This window comes from Candidatus Poribacteria bacterium (assembly GCA_026706025.1).
GTDB lineage: Bacteria > Poribacteria > WGA-4E > WGA-4E > WGA-3G > WGA-3G.
Genome location: JAPOZO010000052.1, coordinates 140,032 through 162,580, shown reverse-complemented (window position 1 = coordinate 162,580; position 22,549 = coordinate 140,032). Strand labels below are relative to the sequence as shown.

The 22,549-nt window shown below is 46.4% G+C and carries 17 protein-coding genes and 2 pseudogenes; 1 reads left to right on the top strand and 18 read right to left on the bottom strand.

The window, feature by feature from the left end; genetic code table 11:
• Positions 1 to 27: 27 nt before the first annotated feature.
• The 12 genes and pseudogenes from OXH00_11610 to OXH00_11555 all read right to left on the bottom strand — a co-directional run bounded on the left by OXH00_11610 (position 28) and on the right by OXH00_11555 (position 16,351).
• Positions 28 to 1,425, bottom strand: a complete 1,398-nt coding sequence (locus tag OXH00_11610; GenBank protein ID MCY3741657.1) for a HEAT repeat domain-containing protein — start codon at positions 1,423 to 1,425, stop codon at positions 28 to 30.
• 174 nt (positions 1,426 to 1,599) lie between these two features.
• Positions 1,600 to 2,229 (bottom strand): annotated as a pseudogene (locus OXH00_11605) (carbohydrate ABC transporter permease).
• Between the two features lie 578 nt (positions 2,230 to 2,807).
• Entirely contained in the window at positions 2,808 to 3,719 is a 912-nt protein-coding gene (locus OXH00_11600) for a sugar ABC transporter permease (protein ID MCY3741656.1), read from the bottom strand.
• Positions 3,720 to 3,810: 91 nt separating this feature from the next.
• A complete protein-coding gene (locus OXH00_11595; GenBank protein MCY3741655.1) occupies positions 3,811 to 4,545 on the bottom strand; it encodes a Uma2 family endonuclease in 735 nt (244 codons plus the stop codon).
• A 151-nt stretch (positions 4,546 to 4,696) separates the two neighbouring features.
• Entirely contained in the window at positions 4,697 to 6,022 is a 1,326-nt protein-coding gene (locus tag OXH00_11590) for a sugar ABC transporter substrate-binding protein (GenBank protein MCY3741654.1), read from the bottom strand.
• 184 nt (positions 6,023 to 6,206) lie between these two features.
• Positions 6,207 to 6,929, bottom strand: coding sequence for a hypothetical protein (locus OXH00_11585; protein MCY3741653.1), 723 nt, complete (start codon positions 6,927 to 6,929; stop codon positions 6,207 to 6,209).
• A gap of 48 nt (positions 6,930 to 6,977) precedes the next feature.
• On the bottom strand, positions 6,978 to 7,712 hold the full coding sequence (locus tag OXH00_11580) for a SprT family zinc-dependent metalloprotease (protein ID MCY3741652.1): 735 nt from the start codon (positions 7,710 to 7,712) through the stop codon (positions 6,978 to 6,980).
• Positions 7,702 to 10,827 (bottom strand): type I restriction endonuclease subunit R, encoded by a 3,126-nt coding sequence (locus OXH00_11575; GenBank protein MCY3741651.1) that lies wholly within the window; start codon positions 10,825 to 10,827, stop codon positions 7,702 to 7,704. Before OXH00_11575 ends, OXH00_11580 begins: the two co-directional genes overlap by 11 nt.
• A 133-nt stretch (positions 10,828 to 10,960) precedes the next feature.
• The gene (locus OXH00_11570) at positions 10,961 to 11,770 is read right to left on the bottom strand and encodes a TIR domain-containing protein (GenBank protein ID MCY3741650.1); all 810 of its coding nucleotides are present in this window, start codon (positions 11,768 to 11,770) and stop codon (positions 10,961 to 10,963) included.
• Between the two features lie 65 nt (positions 11,771 to 11,835).
• A complete protein-coding gene (locus OXH00_11565) occupies positions 11,836 to 12,483 on the bottom strand; it encodes a hypothetical protein (protein ID MCY3741649.1) in 648 nt (215 codons plus the stop codon).
• A 150-nt stretch (positions 12,484 to 12,633) separates the two neighbouring features.
• A complete protein-coding gene (locus OXH00_11560; protein ID MCY3741648.1) occupies positions 12,634 to 13,902 on the bottom strand; it encodes a restriction endonuclease subunit S in 1,269 nt (422 codons plus the stop codon).
• A pseudogene (locus OXH00_11555) lies at positions 13,899 to 16,351 on the bottom strand (class I SAM-dependent DNA methyltransferase). Before OXH00_11555 ends, OXH00_11560 begins: the two are co-directional and overlap by 4 nt.
• A gap of 251 nt (positions 16,352 to 16,602) precedes the next feature.
• On the opposite strand from OXH00_11555, the gene OXH00_11550 reads away from it, so the two are divergent.
• On the top strand, positions 16,603 to 17,382 hold the full coding sequence (locus tag OXH00_11550; protein MCY3741647.1) for a LamG domain-containing protein: 780 nt from the start codon (positions 16,603 to 16,605) through the stop codon (positions 17,380 to 17,382).
• A gap of 89 nt (positions 17,383 to 17,471) precedes the next feature.
• On the opposite strand, the gene OXH00_11545 is transcribed toward OXH00_11550, so the two are convergent.
• The 6 genes from OXH00_11545 to OXH00_11520 all read right to left on the bottom strand — a co-directional run bounded on the left by OXH00_11545 (position 17,472) and on the right by OXH00_11520 (position 22,466).
• Positions 17,472 to 17,723: a hypothetical protein gene (locus tag OXH00_11545; protein ID MCY3741646.1), complete on the bottom strand. Its 252-nt coding sequence runs from the start codon at positions 17,721 to 17,723 to the stop codon at positions 17,472 to 17,474.
• Positions 17,724 to 17,737: 14 nt separating this feature from the next.
• The gene (locus tag OXH00_11540) at positions 17,738 to 18,106 is read right to left on the bottom strand and encodes a DUF2752 domain-containing protein (GenBank protein ID MCY3741645.1); all 369 of its coding nucleotides are present in this window, start codon (positions 18,104 to 18,106) and stop codon (positions 17,738 to 17,740) included.
• Between the two features lie 2 nt (positions 18,107 to 18,108).
• Positions 18,109 to 19,527: a DUF4097 family beta strand repeat-containing protein gene (locus OXH00_11535; protein ID MCY3741644.1), complete on the bottom strand. Its 1,419-nt coding sequence runs from the start codon at positions 19,525 to 19,527 to the stop codon at positions 18,109 to 18,111.
• A gap of 44 nt (positions 19,528 to 19,571) precedes the next feature.
• A complete protein-coding gene (locus tag OXH00_11530; GenBank protein MCY3741643.1) occupies positions 19,572 to 20,156 on the bottom strand; it encodes an RNA polymerase sigma factor in 585 nt (194 codons plus the stop codon).
• A 194-nt stretch (positions 20,157 to 20,350) separates the two neighbouring features.
• Positions 20,351 to 20,827, bottom strand: coding sequence for a hypothetical protein (locus OXH00_11525; protein ID MCY3741642.1), 477 nt, complete (start codon positions 20,825 to 20,827; stop codon positions 20,351 to 20,353).
• 310 nt (positions 20,828 to 21,137) lie between these two features.
• Complete coding sequence (locus OXH00_11520) at positions 21,138 to 22,466, bottom strand: glycosyltransferase family 4 protein (GenBank protein ID MCY3741641.1); 1,329 nt, start codon at positions 22,464 to 22,466, stop codon at positions 21,138 to 21,140.
• Positions 22,467 to 22,549 lie beyond the last annotated feature (83 nt).

The following is a 22,549-nucleotide window of genomic DNA, read 5'->3' as shown; positions in this document are numbered from 1 at the left end:
TCTATTAGGGCATTTAAGAGATGTTCTCTAATATGGTGTTCCGCGTGTCGTTAGCGTACACCAACGCGAAGCAAATAGGTGATTGAAAAGCGCGTCCTGCGCCTCTGGTGTCTTAATTTGCTTTAAGGCCAATGCGGCATGGAAGCGGACATATCGATTCTCATCTTCGAGCTGCTCAATAAGGGTAGGGATTGCCGGTTCAGCGAGTGTGCCTAATTTTGCTAAGGAACGGGCAGCGTTATCGCGAATCCAGTAATAGTCATCATGCAATCCGTTTGTTAAGACCTGTACAGTCTCGGACAGGTCCATCTCTTCAGAAACCTGTTGTCCGATGAGTCCCAATGCCTCTGTGGCGTGTCGTCGTACCCATTCGGAGGAATCTTGTGCAGCGCGAGTTAACGCAGGCATCGCCTCTTGTGCGGTTTTGCCCATATCCGCTAAGGCATACGCCGCGGTGCCACGGACGGAATCATTTGCCGCTTGCAGTGCGTCAATGAGTGTCAGAACAGCGGGTGCACCAGTGAGACTCAGGGCATACCCGGCGTAGTTGCGGATAGCATCAGATTTACCGTGCAACGCCTGCTTCAAGGAAGGCACAGCAGCAGCACCAACGCGTCCTAAACGATACGCGGCATTTAGCCTTTCTCTCTCGTTATCGTTATCCAAAGTTCCGATAAGAGCGTCTACCTCAGCACGCGAAACACCATTGGCAGGGTTTCCGTTCTGCTTCCCATAATACCAGTCCCATAAAGATTCCCACATTTCCGGATGTTCAGGTTCTTCGCCGTTGTACCAGTTAGCCGTATCGCTGTTCCACGCCGGTGTTTGCGGCTCGCCCAATCGGGAAAAGAGGAATTTCACCATGTACCGTTTCTTATCGCTCCGATTCGGAGTTGCGCGGTGCCATAAATCGTAATGGACGATTGTCACAGTTCCGGCTTCACCACAGAGCGAGAGGTCCGGCTGCTCGTGTGCGCTTTCACCAGTCTCATAATACTGCGAACCGGGTAAAACGGCGGTAGCCCCCATATCTTCCGTGACATCCTGCGGATAATAGAACGCCATCGTCCAACGGCATCGGTGCCGACGAATCTGTTCATCGCCTTCATAAGTATCCTTATGGAAACCTTGCCCGTCACTCCCTTCAGGGTTGTAGTGGCAGTATCGGTGTGGATGCATAACGTAGTCCGCGCCGAGTACGCCTTGCATTGCGCCGTGGACAACGGGATGGTCAAAAACCTCCTGCATCTCAGGGATGAGCGGCAGGACGTTGTTCCCCAGATTGCCCGTTTCAAACATTGTTTCCAGTTGTTCGTAAACATTTTCATGAAAACTCGGCGGGAAGTCGGTCTTTACCTTGACGTACCCGTTGATGATGAAATCCCGCATCTCTTGATCGGTGAGTGGCAGTGCTGGTCTGTTCATCTTAGGAACCTCCGTTCATCGTTTTTTCGGACTTGCCGGTATTACCCCAAACTGTCATCTAAAGGTTACACGTATTTTAGCACTATTTCTATTTGGAAATCCACAGAAGTTTTCAGTTTCTATAAACACGTCTACGGCACGCGGCGCGTGCCTACTACTTTTAAGGATGTATTCTCACTTTTTCACTGCGCCAAAAGTAACGCCTCTGAGTAAGTGTCCCCGCATTAGGAAAGTAAAAACAGCGACGGGGAGCAGGAAAACAAACGTCGCTGCAGCGATTTTTCCCCAATCCATGCCTGCAGAACCGGTCGCACTGGTAATTGAGGGCGGCGCGGTTACGGCTTTGCCACCGACTTCTGTGAGCACCAAGGCGAAGGCGAATTCGTTCCATGCTGTAATGAGACAAAACACTGCAGTTGCGGCGATACCCGTAACGGATTGTGGTAAAATCACCTTCACAAAGGTTTGAAATCGAGAGTAACCATCAACGAGTGCAGCATCTTCATACTCCTTCGGAATTTCATCAATGAATCCTTTCATGAGCCACACCGCAAACGAGACATTAAAGGTGGTATAGAGCAGGATCAACCCAAAGTGTGTGTCTCGCAAACCGAGTTCACTATACATCAGATAGATCGGAATGACGACAACGACAGGGGGTAACATCCGTGTGCTGAGGATGAAGAAGAGTAGGTCGTCTTTACCGGCTACGTCGAATCGGGAAAAGGCGTAAGCTGCAAGCGTTCCGAGTCCGACTGCGAGAATTGTGCTACCACCACCAATGATAATACTATTGAGCAATTGATAGAAATACTTGGACCCACCGTTCGCCAATGCGACACAAACAGCGATTGTTCCAAAGACGCTCGGTAAGACGACCGTCAGTCGCAGTTTCTTCTCAGTTTGTGAGGCTATGCTGCCTGTTTTCCTTAATGGGTCAATCAACAGATAGGCGATAATTGTGCAGACGATCAGTAGCAGGAAATTGAATCGGGCATCCGTTTGAAGACGACTCTGCATCGGCGGCAGACTCAGAAAACTATAGAGACAGGTTAAAACGAAAATAATATTCCAGACCAAACCGAGATAGCGGGGTAACTTCGCCTTAAACAGAGAAAAAACGCCGAACAGGAGTAGTCCTATGAACACCTCTGCGAGAAAAATGTATGTTACGCCCGGGACCCCTTCTGAAGGCATTAATTTCTGATAGTTTTCCAGCGATATTTTAAAGACGAACTTGGGAAGTTTCGTGGTAATATCTGCGAAACCTTTCAGAGACGTTGCCAAAATCCAATAAATCGGCGTGATATAGATAATCACAGCCACGGCAATGAATGCAATTATGAGGTAGTGCCAAAAATTTTTCCGATTCCGCATTTTCCTTATGTTTCCCCTTTAACGCGGTTGAGGTATTTCACGTAGATATTGCTCAGTGCAACGATAATGATGAGCAGAATGTATGCCATTGCACACGCCTTGCCGGTGTTATAGTTCCGAAAAGCGAGTTTATAGAGGTTCATTGATACAGTTTCTGTAGCGGTGCCGGGGCCCCCCTCACGGGTTAGGACATAGACGATGTCGAACATTTTGAAGGCATCCATTGTTCGGAACAGGAGTGCAATGAGTAGAAGGGGTGATACCAATGGCAGCGTAATCCATCGGAACTTGAACCAAGCGGAGGCTCTATCGACATCAGCGGCTTCATAGAGATATTTCGGAACAGCGCTTAATCCGGCTAAAGCGATCAACATCATGAAGGGTGACCACATCCATGTATCGACAATAACAACAGATAACATTGCCACTTTCGGATGGGTCGTCCAGCCGATCGGAGATTTCAGAATAGGGCTCAGGAAAAAATTCAGCAATCCGGAATTATCTGAGTAAAGAATAAAACGCCAAAAGAGTCCGACAACTACGGGGGATAGCATCATCGGGAGCAGGAGAAGTGTTGTAATGAAGCCTTTATATCGGAATTCACGATTCAGGAGCAGTGCTAACCCGAACCCGATCAAGAATTGTGCCGCGACTGCTAACAGGACGAAATATGCAGTGGTTTGAAAGTAACCCCATATCTCTGGGTCTTGAAGGAGGCGTGCATAATTACGAACACCAATAAACCTTGGAGCTGCGGGCATTGAGGCCTTGTAGCGATGGAAACTTAGGTACAACGACCAGAGGAGCGGAAAGATGTTCATCAAGATGAGCAAAACCATGGTGGGCATGATGAATGCCATCTTTATTTGGTAGTCGCTCATCCCGCGCGATGTCTTGTACGGGTGGTTGGTTTGCATATTATTTACGAAAGCCGTCAGCCATCAGAAAAGAGGCTTTCGGGAAACCAGGCACCTCTTGCTGTTAGCAGATACACCGACAGCCGATTTGTCAGTCCTGTGTTTTTTCTTTAAGCTGTTCAATAACCACTAAAGCCTTAGCAAGTTCTGTTTCGGCGTGTTCCCGTGCTTCTGCCTCTCTTTGCCGTGCTTCTGCCTCTTGTGCAACGCGCGCCTCCGCATTTTCAACACGTGCTTCCGCCTCTAAAACCCGTGCCTTCGGCGGTGGAACCCACGCAGAATGATTCGCATCGTACAAACTCAGAATACCGTCTCGCTCCCCTAACTCCAAACCGAGTACGACTGACGGTAAACGTTCATCCACAAACGCGATCTCTTGATATACCCCGTCTACCAGTCGATACCCTTGAAAATGTGGATGTACTTCTCCATAGGGGTCGTAAATGTAATACTCTTGAACACTTAACACAGACGCATAGAGCGATTTCTTATCTGTTATATCGTTGGTGTATGTGCTTGGACTCTCGACCTCCAACACAAAATCAGGAGTGCGCGCCTCTTCCCACGTCCGATACGTCCGCCGCTCTTTCTTACTGACACCGAAAACAACGAACACATCGGGAGCTACAGATTTGTAAATGTTGCCTTCCTCATAATACATCAGTAGGTTTCCTGAGACGTATACATCGTTGACATCCTCAAAATGTTCCTTAAGCATAAAAATAAAATCCATCATGAGATTTCGATGTCGATCGGTTTCAGCCATAGGTTCCCCATCTGATTCGGGATAAATGATTGTCGGTGCTGCCTGAATCTGCTTCTGCATTGTGCCACCTCGTGTGTTATAGGGGAATGTCCTCTTGCTATCACGCGCAACGATACTTGTCGGCAGGATTTAAGATGAATCAAAAAATGGCAACTGTAATGGCGGATGGCGGGTGAAGGACTGCATTTGCAATCTTTCACCCTTTCAATCCTTACTCGTCGTAGTAGCCTGCGTCCTCAAAGATTTCCTCATGCTCTCGTGCGATAGCGTCGAGTGCCTCTTTAGGGGACTTGATTTTGGAGATGGCTGCGTTCCAATGCGTCTGGCAAGCCGCTAAGAGTTCTGCGTATTCCGGCACTGCCCAGAAATCGCGAAGGTATGGGAAACTCGCAGCGAAGGCTTCGTTAAAGGGCGTTGCCATCTTAAAGGTATCCGACTGCAACACCTCTTTGTGCGGTGTGAAGCCACCGAGTGCGGCCCATTTCTCCTGCACAGGTTTCTGCATAAACCATTTCATGTATTGCTTGGCAATATCTTTGTTCTTAGAATAGGAAGAAATCGACATGCCTTGTCCACCGATGCTGATATAGTGTCCTTTCGGGCCGGCGGGTGCGATAAAGAAACCGCTCTTATCGTGCGAGATCTTATTCACCTCTGGGTTAATCACCCCAGGGAAAAAGGCGAAATAATTCATTGCCATCGCGACCTTACCAGAATTGTAAGCGTTCAGCGTTTCCGCCCAATAATAGTTTGGGGCATCCGGGGGTGAAAATTGGAGCAGGTCGGTGTAGAATTCGAGTGCTTTGGCAGCGTCTTCAGAGTTAAGGAGTCCAGCGACTTTATAGGTCTCTGCGTCGCCATAGGAACCACCGAAACTCCACATCACCTGTTGAAATCCCATCGTAATACCGTCATATTCTTTGCTATACCACGTTGCGATACCGTAGAGGTCATCATCTGGGCGCGTAAAAAATTCGGCAATATCCCGGAGTTGATCGTAAGTTTTCGGGGGTGCGAGTGCGTAGCCATATTTCTTTTCAAACGCCGCCATTTCCTTCGGGGCTTCAAAAAGGTCTTTCCGGTAGACGTATCCAGCGGCATCTACCTCTGCGGGCAATGCCCAATATGTTCCACTGCCTTTCGGGTATTCAGCAAACGCAGTCATCGCGGGGCCGTAGATAGCATCTACATCGATATTTTCATTGATCCAATCGGTTAGATTGATGTAGTTTTTGCCTTGAGAGTTCCTGCCGAGCCACTGACTATCGCCAATGACGATGTCGTAAAGGTCGCTTTTCCCGACAAACGCTGTAAAGACTTTATCTTGGAAATTGGGCCACGGAATCTGGATGACATCAACGGTTATTCCGGTTTCAGCGGTAAAGTCTTTTGAGAGTTCCTGCAAGTAATTAGCGGGATCCCATTCTGCCCAGACAATGGTTAGCGATTGGGATTGGTGGTTATCAGCTTTCGGCGCACTAACAAATGCAAGTGCAAGTATTAGTGCTAAAACAAGACTTATGTGAACACTTTTCATACTTCTGTCCTCCGTATAAAGTATCATGCGAGTTGTTATTAGCACCTATTAAAATCTGACATACGGTTCGGTGCTTTACCAAGCATTATAAGGAAACAGAAAAATTTTTGCAAGGAAATTTGTTTACAGTGCAGGTGCAGGCATCGAACCGACCTAACTACATTTATCTGAATGGGAATGTCTGTTAAAGTTCACCGATGCAGAACACGGTATTTTTTGCTTCTAAACTCCGAATTTCGGAATAGTGGTAAACTTGGGTGACTTCTACGCCATTTTCAACGATGGCAGTGGGGCGTTCGATAACGAAGTCAGCGAAGTGCGGTGCGTTGAAAGCAACGTAAGCGAGGCTGAACGCCTCAATCTGCCGATCATATCGCTTTGACAGATCTGGAAATAGCACAATTCCAGTATCAACTTGGTAGATGCCAGCGTTTTCATCTATGTTCATCGTTTTAACCGGACACTCAATAATTGCCCGCTGCTGTGTATGGGTATCCCATATTTCTGTCTGCGTTACGATGGGTAGACATTTTTGTGTCGCCTCAAGAATGGCTGCGTTGCTATCAAGGACCCGGACCGGCGATGCCTCTTGAACATCAAACAAGGGACCTCCCCAATAGTCCCGCGCCGGTCTATATTCGGCGTAGTTATCGTTGCAGTAAGCATGCCTTCTGAATACGGCTATGTGTTCTTTGCCAAAAACAGGGAGGAAGTCATAGTTTGGATTTATGAAGAGATTTTTCTCCGCAAAGGTGTGTTCACTCTTACACGAACCGCATTGGTAATAATCGCTGAAACTTCCATCTGTGTTATCTATGATGCGGCATCGCGATTCGACCCAAAAGCGCGGAGCATTCCCGTTGCCAACAGTGTTAATAAAAGAGAGTCCATAATCAAGGCAATTCATCGATTTTCCTTTCAGTAATGTTCATATATTTTCGCGCTTTGCTATAAATCAGTACCGCCAATCTTCGTGTGCCAAGGGGGCTTGGTTGAGGATGTCTCTATATGTTCGCCATTGCGGTAGGAACTTGTCCATCAACTCACGGAACCGATCGTTATGATGACGTTCCAGTAAATGCACCATCTCATGCACCAATACATACACCAGACACGATTTCGGTTTCTTCGCCAGTTCCAGATTAAGCCATATACGTTTGGCTCCGATGTTGCAAGACCCCCAGAGTGTTTTCATTTTCTTAATGCGCACCTCGTTAACAGACAAACCCATCTTCTGTTCCCATTTGGCAATGAGTAGTGGTAATTGTGCGCGAAGATGTTCACGATACCATTCATAAAGTACTGACTCGCGTTTGTCCCGGTCTGTCCCTGGACGTACGACTAATCCGATCCTCGTATTGTTAAGCAGGCGAACCATTGGTGGACTGTCCTGCTCTGTTACTTTCAGTCTGTAACGTTTCCCCGCAAAATAATGGCTTTCACCGGACACATACTCCCGTTGTGATTGACGTTCCTGCTTTGCAAACGATGCTTGTTTCCGTCTAATCCATCCCAGACGTGAAATAATAGCCATCCGCACGGCATCATCGTCAAGTCGCAATGGTGCAGACACACGCACCTGTCCATGGGGTGGATGAACACCAATATAAAAATGCTTAATGTCTTTACGGACAACCTCTATGGAGAGACCACGGACTTCAATATGATAATCTTCGGTTTTAGTATTCATCTTGATTTTTTGCGATATTGAAAATTTTGTCAATGTCAATAGTATCGTCATCAAAATCATCCAAGATAACTATTTCAATGGCGTTACGTATTTCAAGTTCTTTGAATCTATTTCCTCTCCATTCATCACTTCTTTCATCAATAATAGCCTCATCTATTGCTTTCGCCATTTCGGTTTTATGATCAACCGGCATATCGTCTGGTAAGTTATCAAAAAAAGCCTGCCGTGGTTTTGTATCAATGCCCTGTGGATAGTCCGAGTTTGCAGTAGGATCGGTAATCTGCTTGCTCAACCTCGTAGCCTCTGATAGGTATTGCCGATAATTAATTTTATCCTGTCTCCGCTGACGAATGAGTTCATCAAGCAGTCGTGACATCTCTTCATAATATTTGGGATTGATCTCTGATTTGTCAACAATGACACGCCGAATGTTGTTTTCTATTGTTGCCGCGATCGCCTCTTCACTTGTGCGGATGCCTTCAGGCAATTTCTCAATCGCCGCATCGGCACCCTTATTCACGATCAGTTGGACAAGTGGCATATTGTCAAATGTTGAGAGCGTCTCACTCTCCTCGGCTTGGATATAAGTATCCAACAGATGGCGCATATCAGGCTCGAACATCTTCAGGTCAATGTAGTCGCCACTTGTTAGTTTTACTTGTTGACGTACATATTCGTAATCGCCCACTTCTTTTTTGATTTTCTCTGCTTCCGCGTCACTATATCCTGCCGCCTCCATCTCATTTGCAAGGTTAGCGTATGCACGGACTAAGGCTGCAGTCAACTTATAGAGTTTTATGCGTTTCTGCTCATTGGCTTTTATCTGTTCGTTGTTTCCACTTTCCGCACTACAGAAATAACGGATATAATCCGCAATCTGTTTCGGCGGATCAACCGGTTCGCATAACGCTTTAATCGCTTCGCGTGCGTCTTCTAATCGTTCTCTGCCTTTTTCAAGCCTATCCTTCAATAATCCTTCCACATCTTCGGTATCGTAGTTTTCAAACGCCTCACCCGTATAGTCTGTCATTGCCTGCCTCAGGGATCCAAATAGGTCTTTATAATCCACGATGTAGCCGAATTCCTTGTCATCAGTATGAATGCGATTGACGCGACAGATTGCTTGAAACAACCCATGATCCTGCATACTTTTGTCTATGTAAAGATAGGTGGCAGGTGGTGCATCAAAACCTGTGAGTAGTTTGTCCACGACGATGAGGAGTTTCATCTGTGCAGGTTCTTCAATGAAACGTTTCTTTACCTCTTGTTCAAACTGATCAACCTTGGCGTTCGTCAACTTAAAAGGCTTTCCAAAATATGCTGAAAGCATATCTCTATATGTATTGTATTCCAGCTGCTTATCGGTAAGTCCTTCGCCTGTTTCTTCGAGTTTGATGGATTCTATATTGGGTCTATAGGATGTCACCACGGCACATTTCCCTCTCAAAGGTGTATCTTGAAATAGATTGTAGAGCCTACAAGCAGAGAGGATACTGTTCGCCACAAGCATTGCGTTCCCTTTCCCACTTTTCAACCGATCGCGCGTGCCCATATCCAAAACAATGTCTGCGACGATTTTCCGTAAGCGATTCATTGAACTTTCGACATTTAGCATCGTTCCCCAACGTTCCTTGAGCTGTGCTTTCGCCACATCGTTTAACCCGCGGGTTTTGCTATCAAAAAATTGGTCTATACGGTCTTGTGAAGTGAGATTCTGGTCAATATCGCGTGCCTCATACTGCAGGTCAAGCACGACTTCATCATGGACTGCCTCATCATATTTATAGGTGTCAATAAATTTACCGAATATCTCAATGCTCCGTTGTTTGTCGCTCTTTAGCAGCGGTGTGCCTGTGAAGCCAATGAGCATGGCGTTGGGAAGAAGTTCCTTCATTGCCTTGTGGAGTATGCCCGACTGTGTGCGGTGGCATTCGTCTACAAATACAAAAAATTCGTCCTTTACACGTAAACCATCAGCGAGATTCTGCTTTAGATCAATTACATAGAGGTCAACATCTGTATCTTCTATCTCTCCCGACTTGCCAAACTTGTGAATGAGAGAACAGGCTAACCGGTTTGTGGCATCGCTAAGTACTTGCTTCAGATCCTCACCGTTCTTTGTTCGCTTAATATTCTCTTTGACACCCTGAAAAACACCTTCGATTTGTTCATCCAATTCTATGCGGTCAGTGATGATGAGTACCCGTGCGTTAGGATTATTTGCCAGAATCCATTTTGCTAACCAGACCATCACCAAACTTTTCCCGCTGCCTTGTGTGTGCCAGATAATCCCGCCCTCTCTACTCTTGACGCGTTCCTGGGCTGCCTTCACACCGAAGTATTGATTATGACGGCAGATTTTCTTTCTTCCAGCATCAAATACGATGAAGTCGTGTAAGATTTCAAGCATCCGTTCTTTGTTGCAAAATTGCCCGAGTTCTCTAAGTAACGGATTGGTCGCAGTCTCTGGCTGTGCAGGCTTTACTTTCCATCGTAACCAGTATTTTTCAGGGGTCTTAATAACGCCGTAACGTAATCCTTCAGTTTCATTCCCCGCCATCACCAGCTGCACTGTGCTAAAAAACCACTCGATGAACGTCTCTGTTTGATTGACAAGGTTTTGACGGATACCTTCAGAGACAGAGGTTATGGCACTTTTCAACTCTAACACACCGATAGCGATACCGTTGATATATAGCACGAGATCGGGACGTTTGTTGTGTTTTCCTCTGAGCGCGACCTCCTCTGCGATACCGAAATCGTTGTTTTCTGGATTTTTCCAATCTATTAGCCAGACTGTTTTATGTTGTTCACTGACATCTGGTTGCACCTTCACGCCGTAGCGTAAGAGTTCATAGACTTCAAAGTTCGCGTCATAAAGCGTTCTACTTCCACCAATTTTCGCTGCTTGTTGTAGTTGATACACTGCTTTGGTGATAATATTGGGGGCGTGGTTCTGTTTCCGCAGCCAGTCAGCAAGGTCTTCAGGGATGATATTGCTGTTTTCGTCAACGCTATCTGCCCAGCTACCGAGGTAGGTATAGTTCAAGGCATCTTGGAAGAATTCTATGACGCGTTTTTGTGTGTCTTTTTCTGTTTCACGAATTATGTGCATGTTGGTGTATCCTATTCTCTATAGAAGGGAAGAAACTCCCAAGCAAAACACTCCGATTCCCGATTATAAATGTAATAGTCGCGATTCGGGTTGCATCTTATACTGCATCTTATACTGCATCTTATACTGCATCTTATACTGCATCTCTTGATTTCAACTTTGAGAGTTCGGTCCTTCCTTTGTCAGTCAATTGGTACTGCTGCCTTCGACTTCTGGGTTTATCTGGTAGTGTGTATTCAATCATCTGATCATCCAGAAGGCCTCGAATAACGTTGTGGAGATGACCGGTAGGCTTCTTCTGTCCTAATTTCTTGGACAATTCGGATCTTGACATCGCACCAGCGGTGAGTAAGTTTATGACTTTCGATTTGATATCTGAAGGGAGGGACTCTGGCAGTCCTGTCTCTGCTTGTCCCTGTATAGTATCATTTATAAGCTGCTGCTTCCAAGGTAACACCTTAATATTGTTCTCAACGATTGCCTTCGGGAGGTGTTTAGGTCGAGTGTCACCTTTGTGCATGGCAAGAACACCTTTTCCCTGTGCGAGGCTTTCTCGTATTTCCCAGTCTACCCATTCGCTATTTGCAGTTTTATCCGATACATACACGACAGTAACCGAACTTTGGCGAATACGTTCTCGGATGTCAGGTTTGATGTGATCCGATTTTTCGCTATTGAACGGTGCTCTCGGAGAGAGATCGCTAAACACAATATTGCTATTTTCATTTTTGAGCAGCGTACTGAGGAGGTTGATGGCATCGGAATCATCCGCGCAAAAACTAATAAACACGTCGTATTTTTCACTTCTATCCTCTTTCGGTGTTGAAGTTATTGTCTCTTGCGCGCGCCTCTTTTGAATGACCTTATCTACTGCCTGTTCAATTTGGCAGATTGTGAGTTTCCCACGTTTGGGTGGGAATTTGATAGTTCTTTGTCTTGCCATGGGTATTCTCCCGCGATTTTAAATGGCTCGCGACACCTATAAAATTTTTTATCTTGTACTGCTGATTATCTCCTTGAATGCTGATCGGACAAAGAACTTGTCTCTGCGACCAGCCATTTCCCGAGTACCCAAACATAATCATTAAAAATCAGGTCATTTACTTCCAACTGAAAATCTTGCGCCATTTGCGGCAAATCTTTCACAAAATTTTGGTAACGTTCCCAGATAACATTTCCACTTGGAAGTGTTTGACGCCTTGAGGTAGTGCGGAGCCAGTTCCGGACGGCTTTTATAACTGCTTCAGGACTGTTGTTATGAAACTGAATGTCTTGGCCAGCAATATCCGAGATAAATTGTTGGTACCGATACGGTTCGCTATCCAGTACGAGGCAGTTTTTTCTTTTTTGCTCTTTTACACCAAATCTCTTTGCGCCGAGGAAAATTCCCAATTCCAGAGGCATATTAAATCGAGGTAAACCTGAAATCTCGTCTAATTCTGTTCGCGATATATCATGAATTCCATAACGGCAGTCCGCGATAATGGTATAAATCTTATCAATACGCACTTGGCTTGTGTCTTCTTCTTCAAGCGCACAACGTGCCATAAAACCGCAATCATGTACTGCAAACACTATCGCATCAAACAAGGGCTTGTAAGCCGAATCAAATGGGCAATTGATAAAAACGTTATCGGTATAGTGGTTTAATTTCATATAAACTGGCACGCTACTATTATTCAGAGTGGGCTCTATAAAAATTGTCTAAACGCTGGTACGGAATTTACCCTATTTTCCAAAGAAAATCAACGAAAAAGTCAAATTTAAATAACGCTATTTCGTCCTGACATGTGTTTGTTTTCTACCTTATTCCGATTTCAACAACCGCACGCGCCCCGTGAGAAGCTGCTGCATCATGCTTTGTTTGATAGCGTGAGTTTTGTCTCGGCGTTTCTCAAGAGCTGCAATCTCAATCTCCACATCATTGAGGACTGCAGCGATAGCAACTTGCTCGTCGATGGGTGGGAGAGTAACATGAATTTTTGAGAATACAGGCCATCTTAAACTTCCCCGGCGATTAATGGAAGACGTAGTAGCATTGGCAAACTCTTGGCGGTAGGATTCAAGCTTCAGTAATCTGTGGAGGAAGAAACTATTGATGTCCTTCTTCGGTGAGCACACGACATAAATTGGACTAACAAGAGCTACATCATAGAGGTCCTGAAGTCCGATTGATCCTTCTTCAACATGATTTATTGGATAACCTATCTGGCCGCGTCTGATGATTTTGTAGCTACTCAGGTCTTTGCTAAAGACTTGGTTCTTGAAGTAACTAAGCGAATCAACGAATCCCAGGTGCTTAGAACAGGTCAAAACCGGGATATCCGCGCCTAAATTATTCTTCTCGCTACATAGACTTGCCACATCGCCGATTTGCTTTGTTTCCCATGCACCGCTGAAGCCGGGCAGGCGTGTCCTACCGGTGAGCAGTTGCTGCATGGTGGCTTGTTTGATTGCACGCTTTTTGGCGATGAGTGCGTCCAATGCGTTGATTAACCCGTCCACATCTGACAACGCCTCGGCGATGGCGCGTTGTTCTGGAGTTGGTGGGACGGCAATCCATACAGTAGACAGTGTGCGACCGTTGGTCAGGGCACGCGTTGTGTATGTTGCATTTGATATGATTTGGGATCTGACAACTCTATTTGCAAAACAGTACTGCTTGTAGTGATCGTCGAGTCGCCCATCACGGGACCTAGCACGAAGAACAAAGCCACTAAATACGGTATCGTGAGGTTCATAGAGCATAACGGATGCCACCCCAATATCTTCAACCGTTTCCGATGTGCGGGTAAAGAACACGTCGCCCTTTTGGACTTTGAAATTCCTGATTTCCTCCGGTGTTAAGTTTACCCGTCCCAACAGATCACCTGGTCTAAGGCCTGGGTGTTCAAAAACATCCATATAGTTGACGATAGGTGTTCCACTACCGAAAAATCCCTTGGCCTTATTTAGACCGTTTTTGAATACAAAGAGATCTCCAAGAAGTACTGCTTTCCAAGTATTAGGAAGAGGTCCGAGATTTGTCTGTTTGTAGCCTGTTGAAAACCTATGGTGAATAGTGGTTTTACTCATTCCCAATCCGCCCCCATCTTCTGCAAATGTGCTGCTACCTTCGCGCTAAATGTTTCCACTTCCTGCGACAGGGCGGGCAACGGTTGTGCGTAGCGTTCCTCTAATTCCTTCACGCGTTCTGTGAGATTCTGTGTCAACCGCTGTACTTCACTTGTAATTTCGGCTTGGATTGTGGTGAACCATTTATCGTCAATCACGAGCTGCTTAATTTCCGTTTCGGTGAGCGTTTTGTAGCGTGCTAACACCTGTTCATCCAATGCGAGTTGTGCGTCTTTCACCTTTTTGTCCGCTTTTGCCTTCGCATTAATGAGCGATAGACAGTGTTCAAGTGCTTCGCTTTCGTCGTCCTGTGCATCGTTGTGCGTCATCAGATTGGGTGTGAGTGCTTTGCGTCTTGCGTTTACAGTGGTCTTTGTAACGTTGCCACTGTCGTTGACTGCATCCGTGAGCAACCCCTCGTCGCCGGTATGTTCTTCAATGTATGCCTCAAGTTTTTGCTCAGCAGTCTCCAGCGCGCTTTGGTGTCTGTCAATTTCTGCTTGTTTGTCGGTAAAATAGCGTGCGACAATCAGTGCCGGTGGAATCAGATCCGTCTTATATTTCTTTTTCTTAAGAGTAAGGTCGGGGGTTTCCTTGAGGTCTTTGTCTTGGATAAGGTCGCGCGGTTGTGATGCCTTCACCCATCCATCTGTGGTGATGAGATACACATCGTCCTGCATCACTTCATCCCAATAGTCCATCAATTTCTGGTAAACATCGTAAGGGTCAAGGAGTGGTAAATTGTCGAATTGCATCAGCAGGTCTTCCGAGAGTGCATCAATAACATCTCTTGGCTTGGTATTCGCATCAATACCCCCCAACAGCGGTTCGTGTGTGTTACGCCACCTCTCAAAGACAGCGATTACCTGCTGCTGGTAGTCAGTGAACTCGTTATGTGAGAGGATGGTCGTTTTTACCTGTTGTGTTTCCACTTGTGGGTCGCTATAACTGGGTCTGCCGTTTGCTTTGAACAACTCTTGGCGTAATGTAGGAAACACTTCCCAATAGTCGTCAAGTGCGTCAATATCGGTGTTTGGGATACCACCGTTGAGGTGCGCGTCAAGGTCGTGTAGGTCTTCGGGTTCGCTGTTGTCAATATAGCGCGGGATATTGAGGTTATAGTCGTTGGCAGGGTTAACAATTTCAGATGTCGGCACTATTCGGGAATATCCGTCTATTTCGGTCTGTTTATTAAATACGGACACGATTTTATGGATGTCCTGTGCGCGGAGTCGGTTTTTGTTGCCATCTTTGAGGTAACCTTTGCTTGCGTCTATCATAAAGATGCCAGTACGATGTGCAGCACTTTCCTTGTCTATCACGATGATACAAGCGGGGATGCCCGTACCGTAAAACAGATTGGCGGGTAAACCAATAATGCCTTTGATGTATCCACGTTCGATGAGGTTTCTGCGTATATCTGCCTCTTTGTTGCCGCGAAATAGCACGCCGTGTGGTAGGATGATTGCACCTTTACCTGTGCTTTTGAGGGATGCGATGAAGTGTAGTAGGAACGCATAATCGCCATTTTTGGCGGGCGGGATGCCGTATTCAAAACGTGCATATTCGTCTTTAGCAGGATTGAACCCGGTCATCCACTCTTTGTCAGAAAAAGGTGGATTTGCTACAGCAAAGTCAAAAAGTTTGAGACTCGTGGCTGAATCTTACAATCAGGTGCAGAAAGTGTGTTACCGGGACTTATCTCTGCGCCTGCATAACCGTGAAGTATCATATTCATCCGCGCGAGTCCGTAGGTTGCATTGTCCTTCTCCTGTCCATAGATACTAAGTCCGCGCGGTGCTTCGTCGGCTGCCTTCAGCAGTAGCGAACCGGAACCGCAAGTCGGGTCGTATATCGTATTTATCCTTTGGGTATCAGGACCAATGCCGATAACCTTCGCCATAATGCGCGAAACTTCGGCAGGCGTATAGAACTGCCCTTTGCTTTTGCCAGACTCTGTAGCGAAATGCCGCATCAGATATTCATAAGCGTCGCCTAACAGGTCATCACCTTCAGCGCGGTTGGAACTGAGATCGAGGTCGTTGAAGATTTCCACCAGTCCGGTAAGGCGATCCACCATCTCTTTGCCTTTGCCGAGTTTAGTGTCGTCATTGAAATCAGCTTGATTAAAGTCGCTTATCCGTTTGTTTGCCTCAGCGAATTTAGCGATAATCTTGTTGATCTTATCACCGATCTCCTTGTCGCCCTTCAATTCCACCATATCGGCGAAACTTCCACCTTCTGGTACTTTTACTACCTCGCGGGGATTTCTTTCTGCCTTATCGGAGACATATTTCATGAACAGCAGCGTCAGAATATAGTCTTTGTATTGGGAGGCATCCATACCGCCTCGCAGTTTGTTGCAGCTTTGCCAGAGGGAAGCGTAGAGTTGGGATTTTTTGATTGCCATACCTGAATCCTTTCTTGTGATGTTGGGAGAATTATATCATCAACCGGGGGACAAGTCAATAGATTTAAGGCTCTCACCAGAGCCATTCAGTTTTGCGTCATCCACCCCATCCTTTAGCTTTTTTTGACATCTCATGTCAAAGGTGTTATACTTTTTGCATACCGGTTGGCAGATATGTCAAACGTAGTCTCTCTACTACGTGTCTGCCTGCCCGCTCTTAACGGGTTAAGTATTTTAATAGGAGCCGAAAAATGAAAGTTGTAACTGTTACATCTGCTTTACTATTACTCATTGGACTCACCGCGCAACCTGTGCTATCCCAAAATGTTAGTGATGGGATCGTCGCGTATTGGGCATTCAATGAAAAAGATGGCGATACTGCAACCGACTCAAGTGGCAACGGACATGATGGCAAACTGATGGGAGACCCACAATGGACTGATGATGGCTACTTCGGCGGCGCGCTTGAATTTGATCAAGATGCCGATGAGGTGAACGTTCCTTATCATGAGGATCTTAATCAAGAAGTCTTTACGATATGTGCGTGGGCAAACGTGGAACCGGGGAGCGCAAACCATCGGGCTGTTGTCTCTTCTCGTGCGGACTTTCCGCAACGCGGGTTTATCTTCTATGCTGAGCCCGGCAATACGTGGGAATTTTGGATTGGTGCCGGAGCGAATCATTGGAAACCCGTTCGGGGACCAGATGTGAATCTCGGTGAATGGGATCACCTCGCTGGCACTTATGCCGATGGTAACCATAAATTCTACGTAAATGGTGAATTTATAGGAGAAGAGAACTTTGATATTGATGTTAATCCGAGCGAGGAATTCCTCATAGGGGCAGGCGGGAATGAACGTCCTACGCATACCTACCTTTTCAAAGGTATGATTGATGAAGTACGCCTTTATGATCGTGTGCTGGACGAAGACGAAATTGCAGCCGTAATGGAAAGTGATTCATTGGCTGTTGAAGCCGTTGGTAAGCTTGCGGTGACGTGGGGAAAACTCAAAACTGACTTTTTAGAGTAATGTAAGATTCGGCGCGGTTGAAAACCGCGCCTGCCCTATTCAAGATAACCTGATACGGTCGGGAAACTTTATCTGAAGCCAATCGGCAATTAGAAAATACCGAAACCTAAAACGAGTCGGATGGCACCTATGAGAATAGCTACGGCACAAAGGGTACATCCAGCAAAAGCGAGTTCTTTTTTTGATGATAAGACGATAGCTAAGATGCTGAAAAGCAAGCCGAGTACTGCGAATGGAATGTTAAGGTAATTAAGGGAGCCAAAGCATGGAATGATACCAACTGCCATGCCAATAACAGCCAATATGCCCCAAACCAAACTCAAGATTGATAGTAGACCCATGATTATTCTCCAAATTATGACAATACATTATCGTTATGCGGCATTGCCCCTATATTTTTTAGAAAACGTGTGTTTCGCTTTAAAGTGATCACTGCGCAGAGTGTGTTTAGCAGAAAGGTGAAGTAGATATAAAGGCTTAGTGGATTCAAGTGATGTGCCTGAGCGAAATCGCCGCGCGAGATCGCGTAGAATGCGGTACTCATCCCACAAAAAGCACACGGTTTCTGAAATTGTGATTGCCAAGTGCATTCGGGGATAAATTGCGCTAACTGGTGTTGTGGCACAACAAACGGCAGCAGAAGTATTATAAAAACACCTACGCTCAAGATGTACCACACAAACAACCCAACTAACGTCAATTCCCTTCGTCTGCTCTGTAACACCTTTACACCTCTGTCGAATTTTCTTCTTCTGTTTTCCTTAGGACGATATTTCCACCAACGGAACGGAGTTTTAGCAGTGGGCCGCCGCCATTAATAACTCCCCGCAACTGATCAGGTTTTACAGTCCCTGATGCTTCTACGGTTACCGGGAATTCTGTCGTTACTGAGCCACTAAGTACTTTAGCCTCGACAGTCGCAGCGATATCTGGAACGAGTGAGACATTAATACTGCCACCCGTTGTCTCCAAATCTAACAGTAAGTTCTGATTGGTGGCTACCTTTTGAAGTTGGCAACGGATGGAACCACCACTCGCTTTCGCAAGGACAGGTCCGTCGTTTTCGACCTCTATACTTCCACCAGCCGTTTTGAGTTCTGCACCACCTTGGCAGCCGCGTAGGATAACATTGCCGCCGGAGGTTTGCCCATTAACCGCACCTATGACCTGAACAGCTTGTACGTTTCCGCCTGAAGTTTCGGCTTTAACATCACCGCTCCCAGCTGCAATCGCAATATTCCCGCCCGTCGTTTGAAGCACCACATCTCCATTAAATGCCTTAAGATCAATGTTCCCGATGGATGTGACCGCATCAATACGCCCCGTAATATCTTGCAAACGGAGCCCTGCGCGGAATGTCTCTACGTTCACGTCGCCTGTAACATTCACGGCAGAAATGTCGTCACATGCGGTTTGCAAATCGAGGTTATAGTGCTGTGGCACGAGGATATCAAACTGAACATCAAGATCGTTTTTCCGCTTCTGCCAGCGTTTTGCGTTCCCTGTGAACTTCGCCTCAATTTTAACATCGGAGCCCTCGTGTGTTATCTGAACATCAAGATTCTTGAGGATTTCCGCCGCCCGCCGATTCGTTTTTATCTGCGCGGCGCGTTGAATGCGGACCGAGACGGTATCATCCGCTGTGCTTTGTACGTCAATCCCACCGCAGTCGGCATCAATCGTTAGTTTTCCACCCGCTGCAACGGGGAAAGTTTCGACGATGTCCTCCAATGTTGTCTCGGTCAAAAAATCTGGAACCGCCTTTCGGATCATATCTCCAAGCGGTTTATCTATGGCTTCTTCCGCCAGATTTTCCATGAATCGTTCTCCGAAAACGCTGGCGAACCATCCCTTAGCATCCGTGGTTGTATCTAACCCGTCATTAAGGTAAGCTGCGAGTTGATGGCAGGCAATCCCGATTTGACCAAAAGACGCTTCAGCGTCAAGTTCGTCGAAAAGTCCGTCAGGTACAGCGTTGAGTTCTTTCAAGCGGGCAAGAACATTATTGAATTGGGTAATGCATCGTGTTTCGCCACCACTAAAGGCACCTGTTAACGCTGCATCCTCTGCGATCTTTGCGGTGTGATCCAACATCTGGAAAAGACCTCTGAGCTCCTGTTGTTGCTCCTGTCTCTGTTCTTCCATGGCATCCACCTCCTATGATAAATACAAAAGTTTCCTAAAGATTGTCACATATCCTCGCCGTAACCGTATTTTTCTAAATTTTCTTTTAGCATCTCTTTCGCCTTACGGAGCCGCCACTTCACAGTTGTCAGTGGTAGCGATAGAAACTCAGCCATCCGTTGCTGAGGCATCTCTGCCCAATAATAGAGTTCAATTACCGACTGATAGTCGGCTGGTAGGTTCTGAATAGCGTCTCGAACTGCCTGCTGCGTCAATTCGTTTTCTACAATATGCGCCGGATCCGCCGCCGATGTATCAGATACCCTATTTAAGTGTGGTTCCATATCCTCCTGCGGTTGATAGCGACTGCTATTTCTGTAGTAACGCAAGGCACGGTTCCGCGTAATTGAATGCAGCCACGCCCCAAACCGATTCAAATCAGTAAGTTGTGGCAGTGATTCAAAAGCCCGTAAAAACGCGTCCTGCACGACATCTTCTGCATCCGCGGCGTTTCGGACAATTTGTTGTGCAACTGCCAACATTGCGCGTCGGTAGCGATTTACTAACACATCAAATGCTTGTGTATTACCCGCAAGTGCGACAACAACCAACTCGGCATCACTCGCGTCAATCAATTCTTCGGAATGCATGACAACTCTCCCTCTTCTTGTTTATTAGAGACGTGTCACGTAAAAAGGATAGTGGAAAATGCGTTTTGTGGCAAAATAATTGAGCGAGTGGAGTCAGGAAAGGGTATAGTGTATTTAGCCGCCTCCTCGCGATAAATGCTGGGAAAATCTACAATTATTGCGAAGAAGCGGATTTACGATGATTTTTTCGAGGGCTACGAAGTCGGTCTATACAGCATTACTAAACAGCCACCCAATGCAGCGAGCAGGATACCGGCAACGAACTGCCATCGGACTGCGCCCCAACCGCCAGCAGGTGGGTGGGAGAGTGTCGCAACAATAGCGTTCACAATTGGCGCGCCTGCAAAAACAATGGACATCACAACAGCGGGTCTACCGCCTGCGCCAAAGGCGAGTAGAACGCCAAACGCGCCAATCGCGCCGACAAGTCCAGCAACAAACGACCAAGAGACGCCGCTTCCTGTAAATTGCCAGTTGGAGCCATTAATGACGAGCATCAGCGCGGAACCGATGACTGCTGCGAGAAGATAGGCAAGTCCGACAAAGAGAAATGCTTTATAGCGTCCATGCACGGGATCCGCCATCGCGACCTGCCCTTGATGTAGAAATACCCCATAAAGCCCCCATGATGAAACGGTCATGAAAACAAAAATCAGCCATGTTTTAGACATAATTCATTTCCTTGGAATTGGTTGTCAGTTGTCAGAGGAAATAGTTATCAGTTATCAGTTGTCAGTTGTCAGTTATAAGAGGTTTTTGATGATCCGAAAGCCTCTTTTTCTCCCTGTGAGTCAGACTGATAACTCTTAAAACTGACTGCCTATTGCTGATTGCTGACGGCTATTCTTTCTGACAACTGACAGATTTTTCGCAGAAAAATCGTACTGACCACTGACAACTGTTAAAACTGAAAGGTTTTTCATGCCTTGCAGTGAGAGAAAGCCGAACTGAAAACTATTCCTCTGATAACCGATAACTACGTTAGATATACTTTTCAAACACTTTCAAGAGTTGCTCTGCTACTGTCGCATCGTTAAACTTTTGGTGGACATTCATTTTTCCCGTTTCCGCGAGACGTTCCCGCTGTTCAGTATCGTTAAGGAGTTCTATGATACCCGCCGCGACTGCCTCAGCAGATTCGGGTTCCACGAGAATTCCGCCTTCAGTTGCACGAATCATCTCAGGAAATGTACCGTGCTGAGGTTGGACGACCGGTACACCGTTGGCGAGCGACTCTATAATCGATAACCCTTTGGATTCACGGTAAACAGTGGGAACGGAGAAGACATGTAGACGGTTGAGAAAATCAATTTTCTGCGTACGCGTTACCTCGCCGTGATGTACAAAGCTGCCTGCTAAACCAGCTGCCTGAATCTGGTTTACGAGTTCCTCAAGATACGGTTCATCTTTCTTCCCGAGGTAGCCAGCGACATGCAGTTGAACGTTATTAACACCGAATGTTTCGGCTACTAAATGGAAAGCATCTACTAAGATATGTAGTCCTTTCTCTGGACAGATCCGCGCTAAGTAACCGATAATGAAGGGGGGCGGGTCGGGTTTTTCGACAAGCAAGCCGTGTCCTTCCATATTTAACCCAAGCGGCACTATATCAATTTTATTAACAGGTACGTCAAGATATGCGTCTGCCATAAATTGTGCATAGTAGTCACAGGGTGCGACGAAGCCGTCAGCATCCGCTGCCCGTTCTTGGAGGAGTGCTAACGCTTCTGTCTTGTAAGGTTCAATTATATCTTGGAGAAAGATGTCCTCACCTTGAAGGGCACAGATAACTGGCACATCCAACGCCTTCTTTATTTCTCTTGTGAAACCTACGAGCATGGAATTGGTGAGATAGACGATATCGGGTTTATTCTCCTCAGCGAGCCATTTGACTAACTTCGCTAATTCCTTCTTTTGATACCCTTGCTCGGCACGGAGCATAGACACAGTGAGTTGCCCAAGATCGCGAGCGTCCGTTGAATTGCTGAATCGTGCCAATCCGTTTAGCAGTGTCGGGCTGTCGAGTAGTTTGTCGAATGTCCACGGGGTGTGCCTAAAAATAGAGAGTTTCTGCTGAAGATAGACGTTAACGCCGCCAAAAAAGACGCGATTCATGCTGACGTTTGCTTCATCCGTTCGGGTAGGCGTATAGGTAGGAATTAGTGAAACGTTATGCCCCTGCTTCTTCAAGACAGTAGCAACCATATTGTCGTGGATACAAGTGCCGCAGTACATGCCAGCAGCACCTGCGGTAATATAAGCAACTTTGACACTCCCACGTCTAAAGTCGTGGGATTCTTTATTAGGCATTTAGAAATCCCTTTTAGTTGTGGTGTTTTTGCTTCAACGCCCACAGCCTCCGAGCGAGGTCTTAAAATCCCTTCATTTTTTAC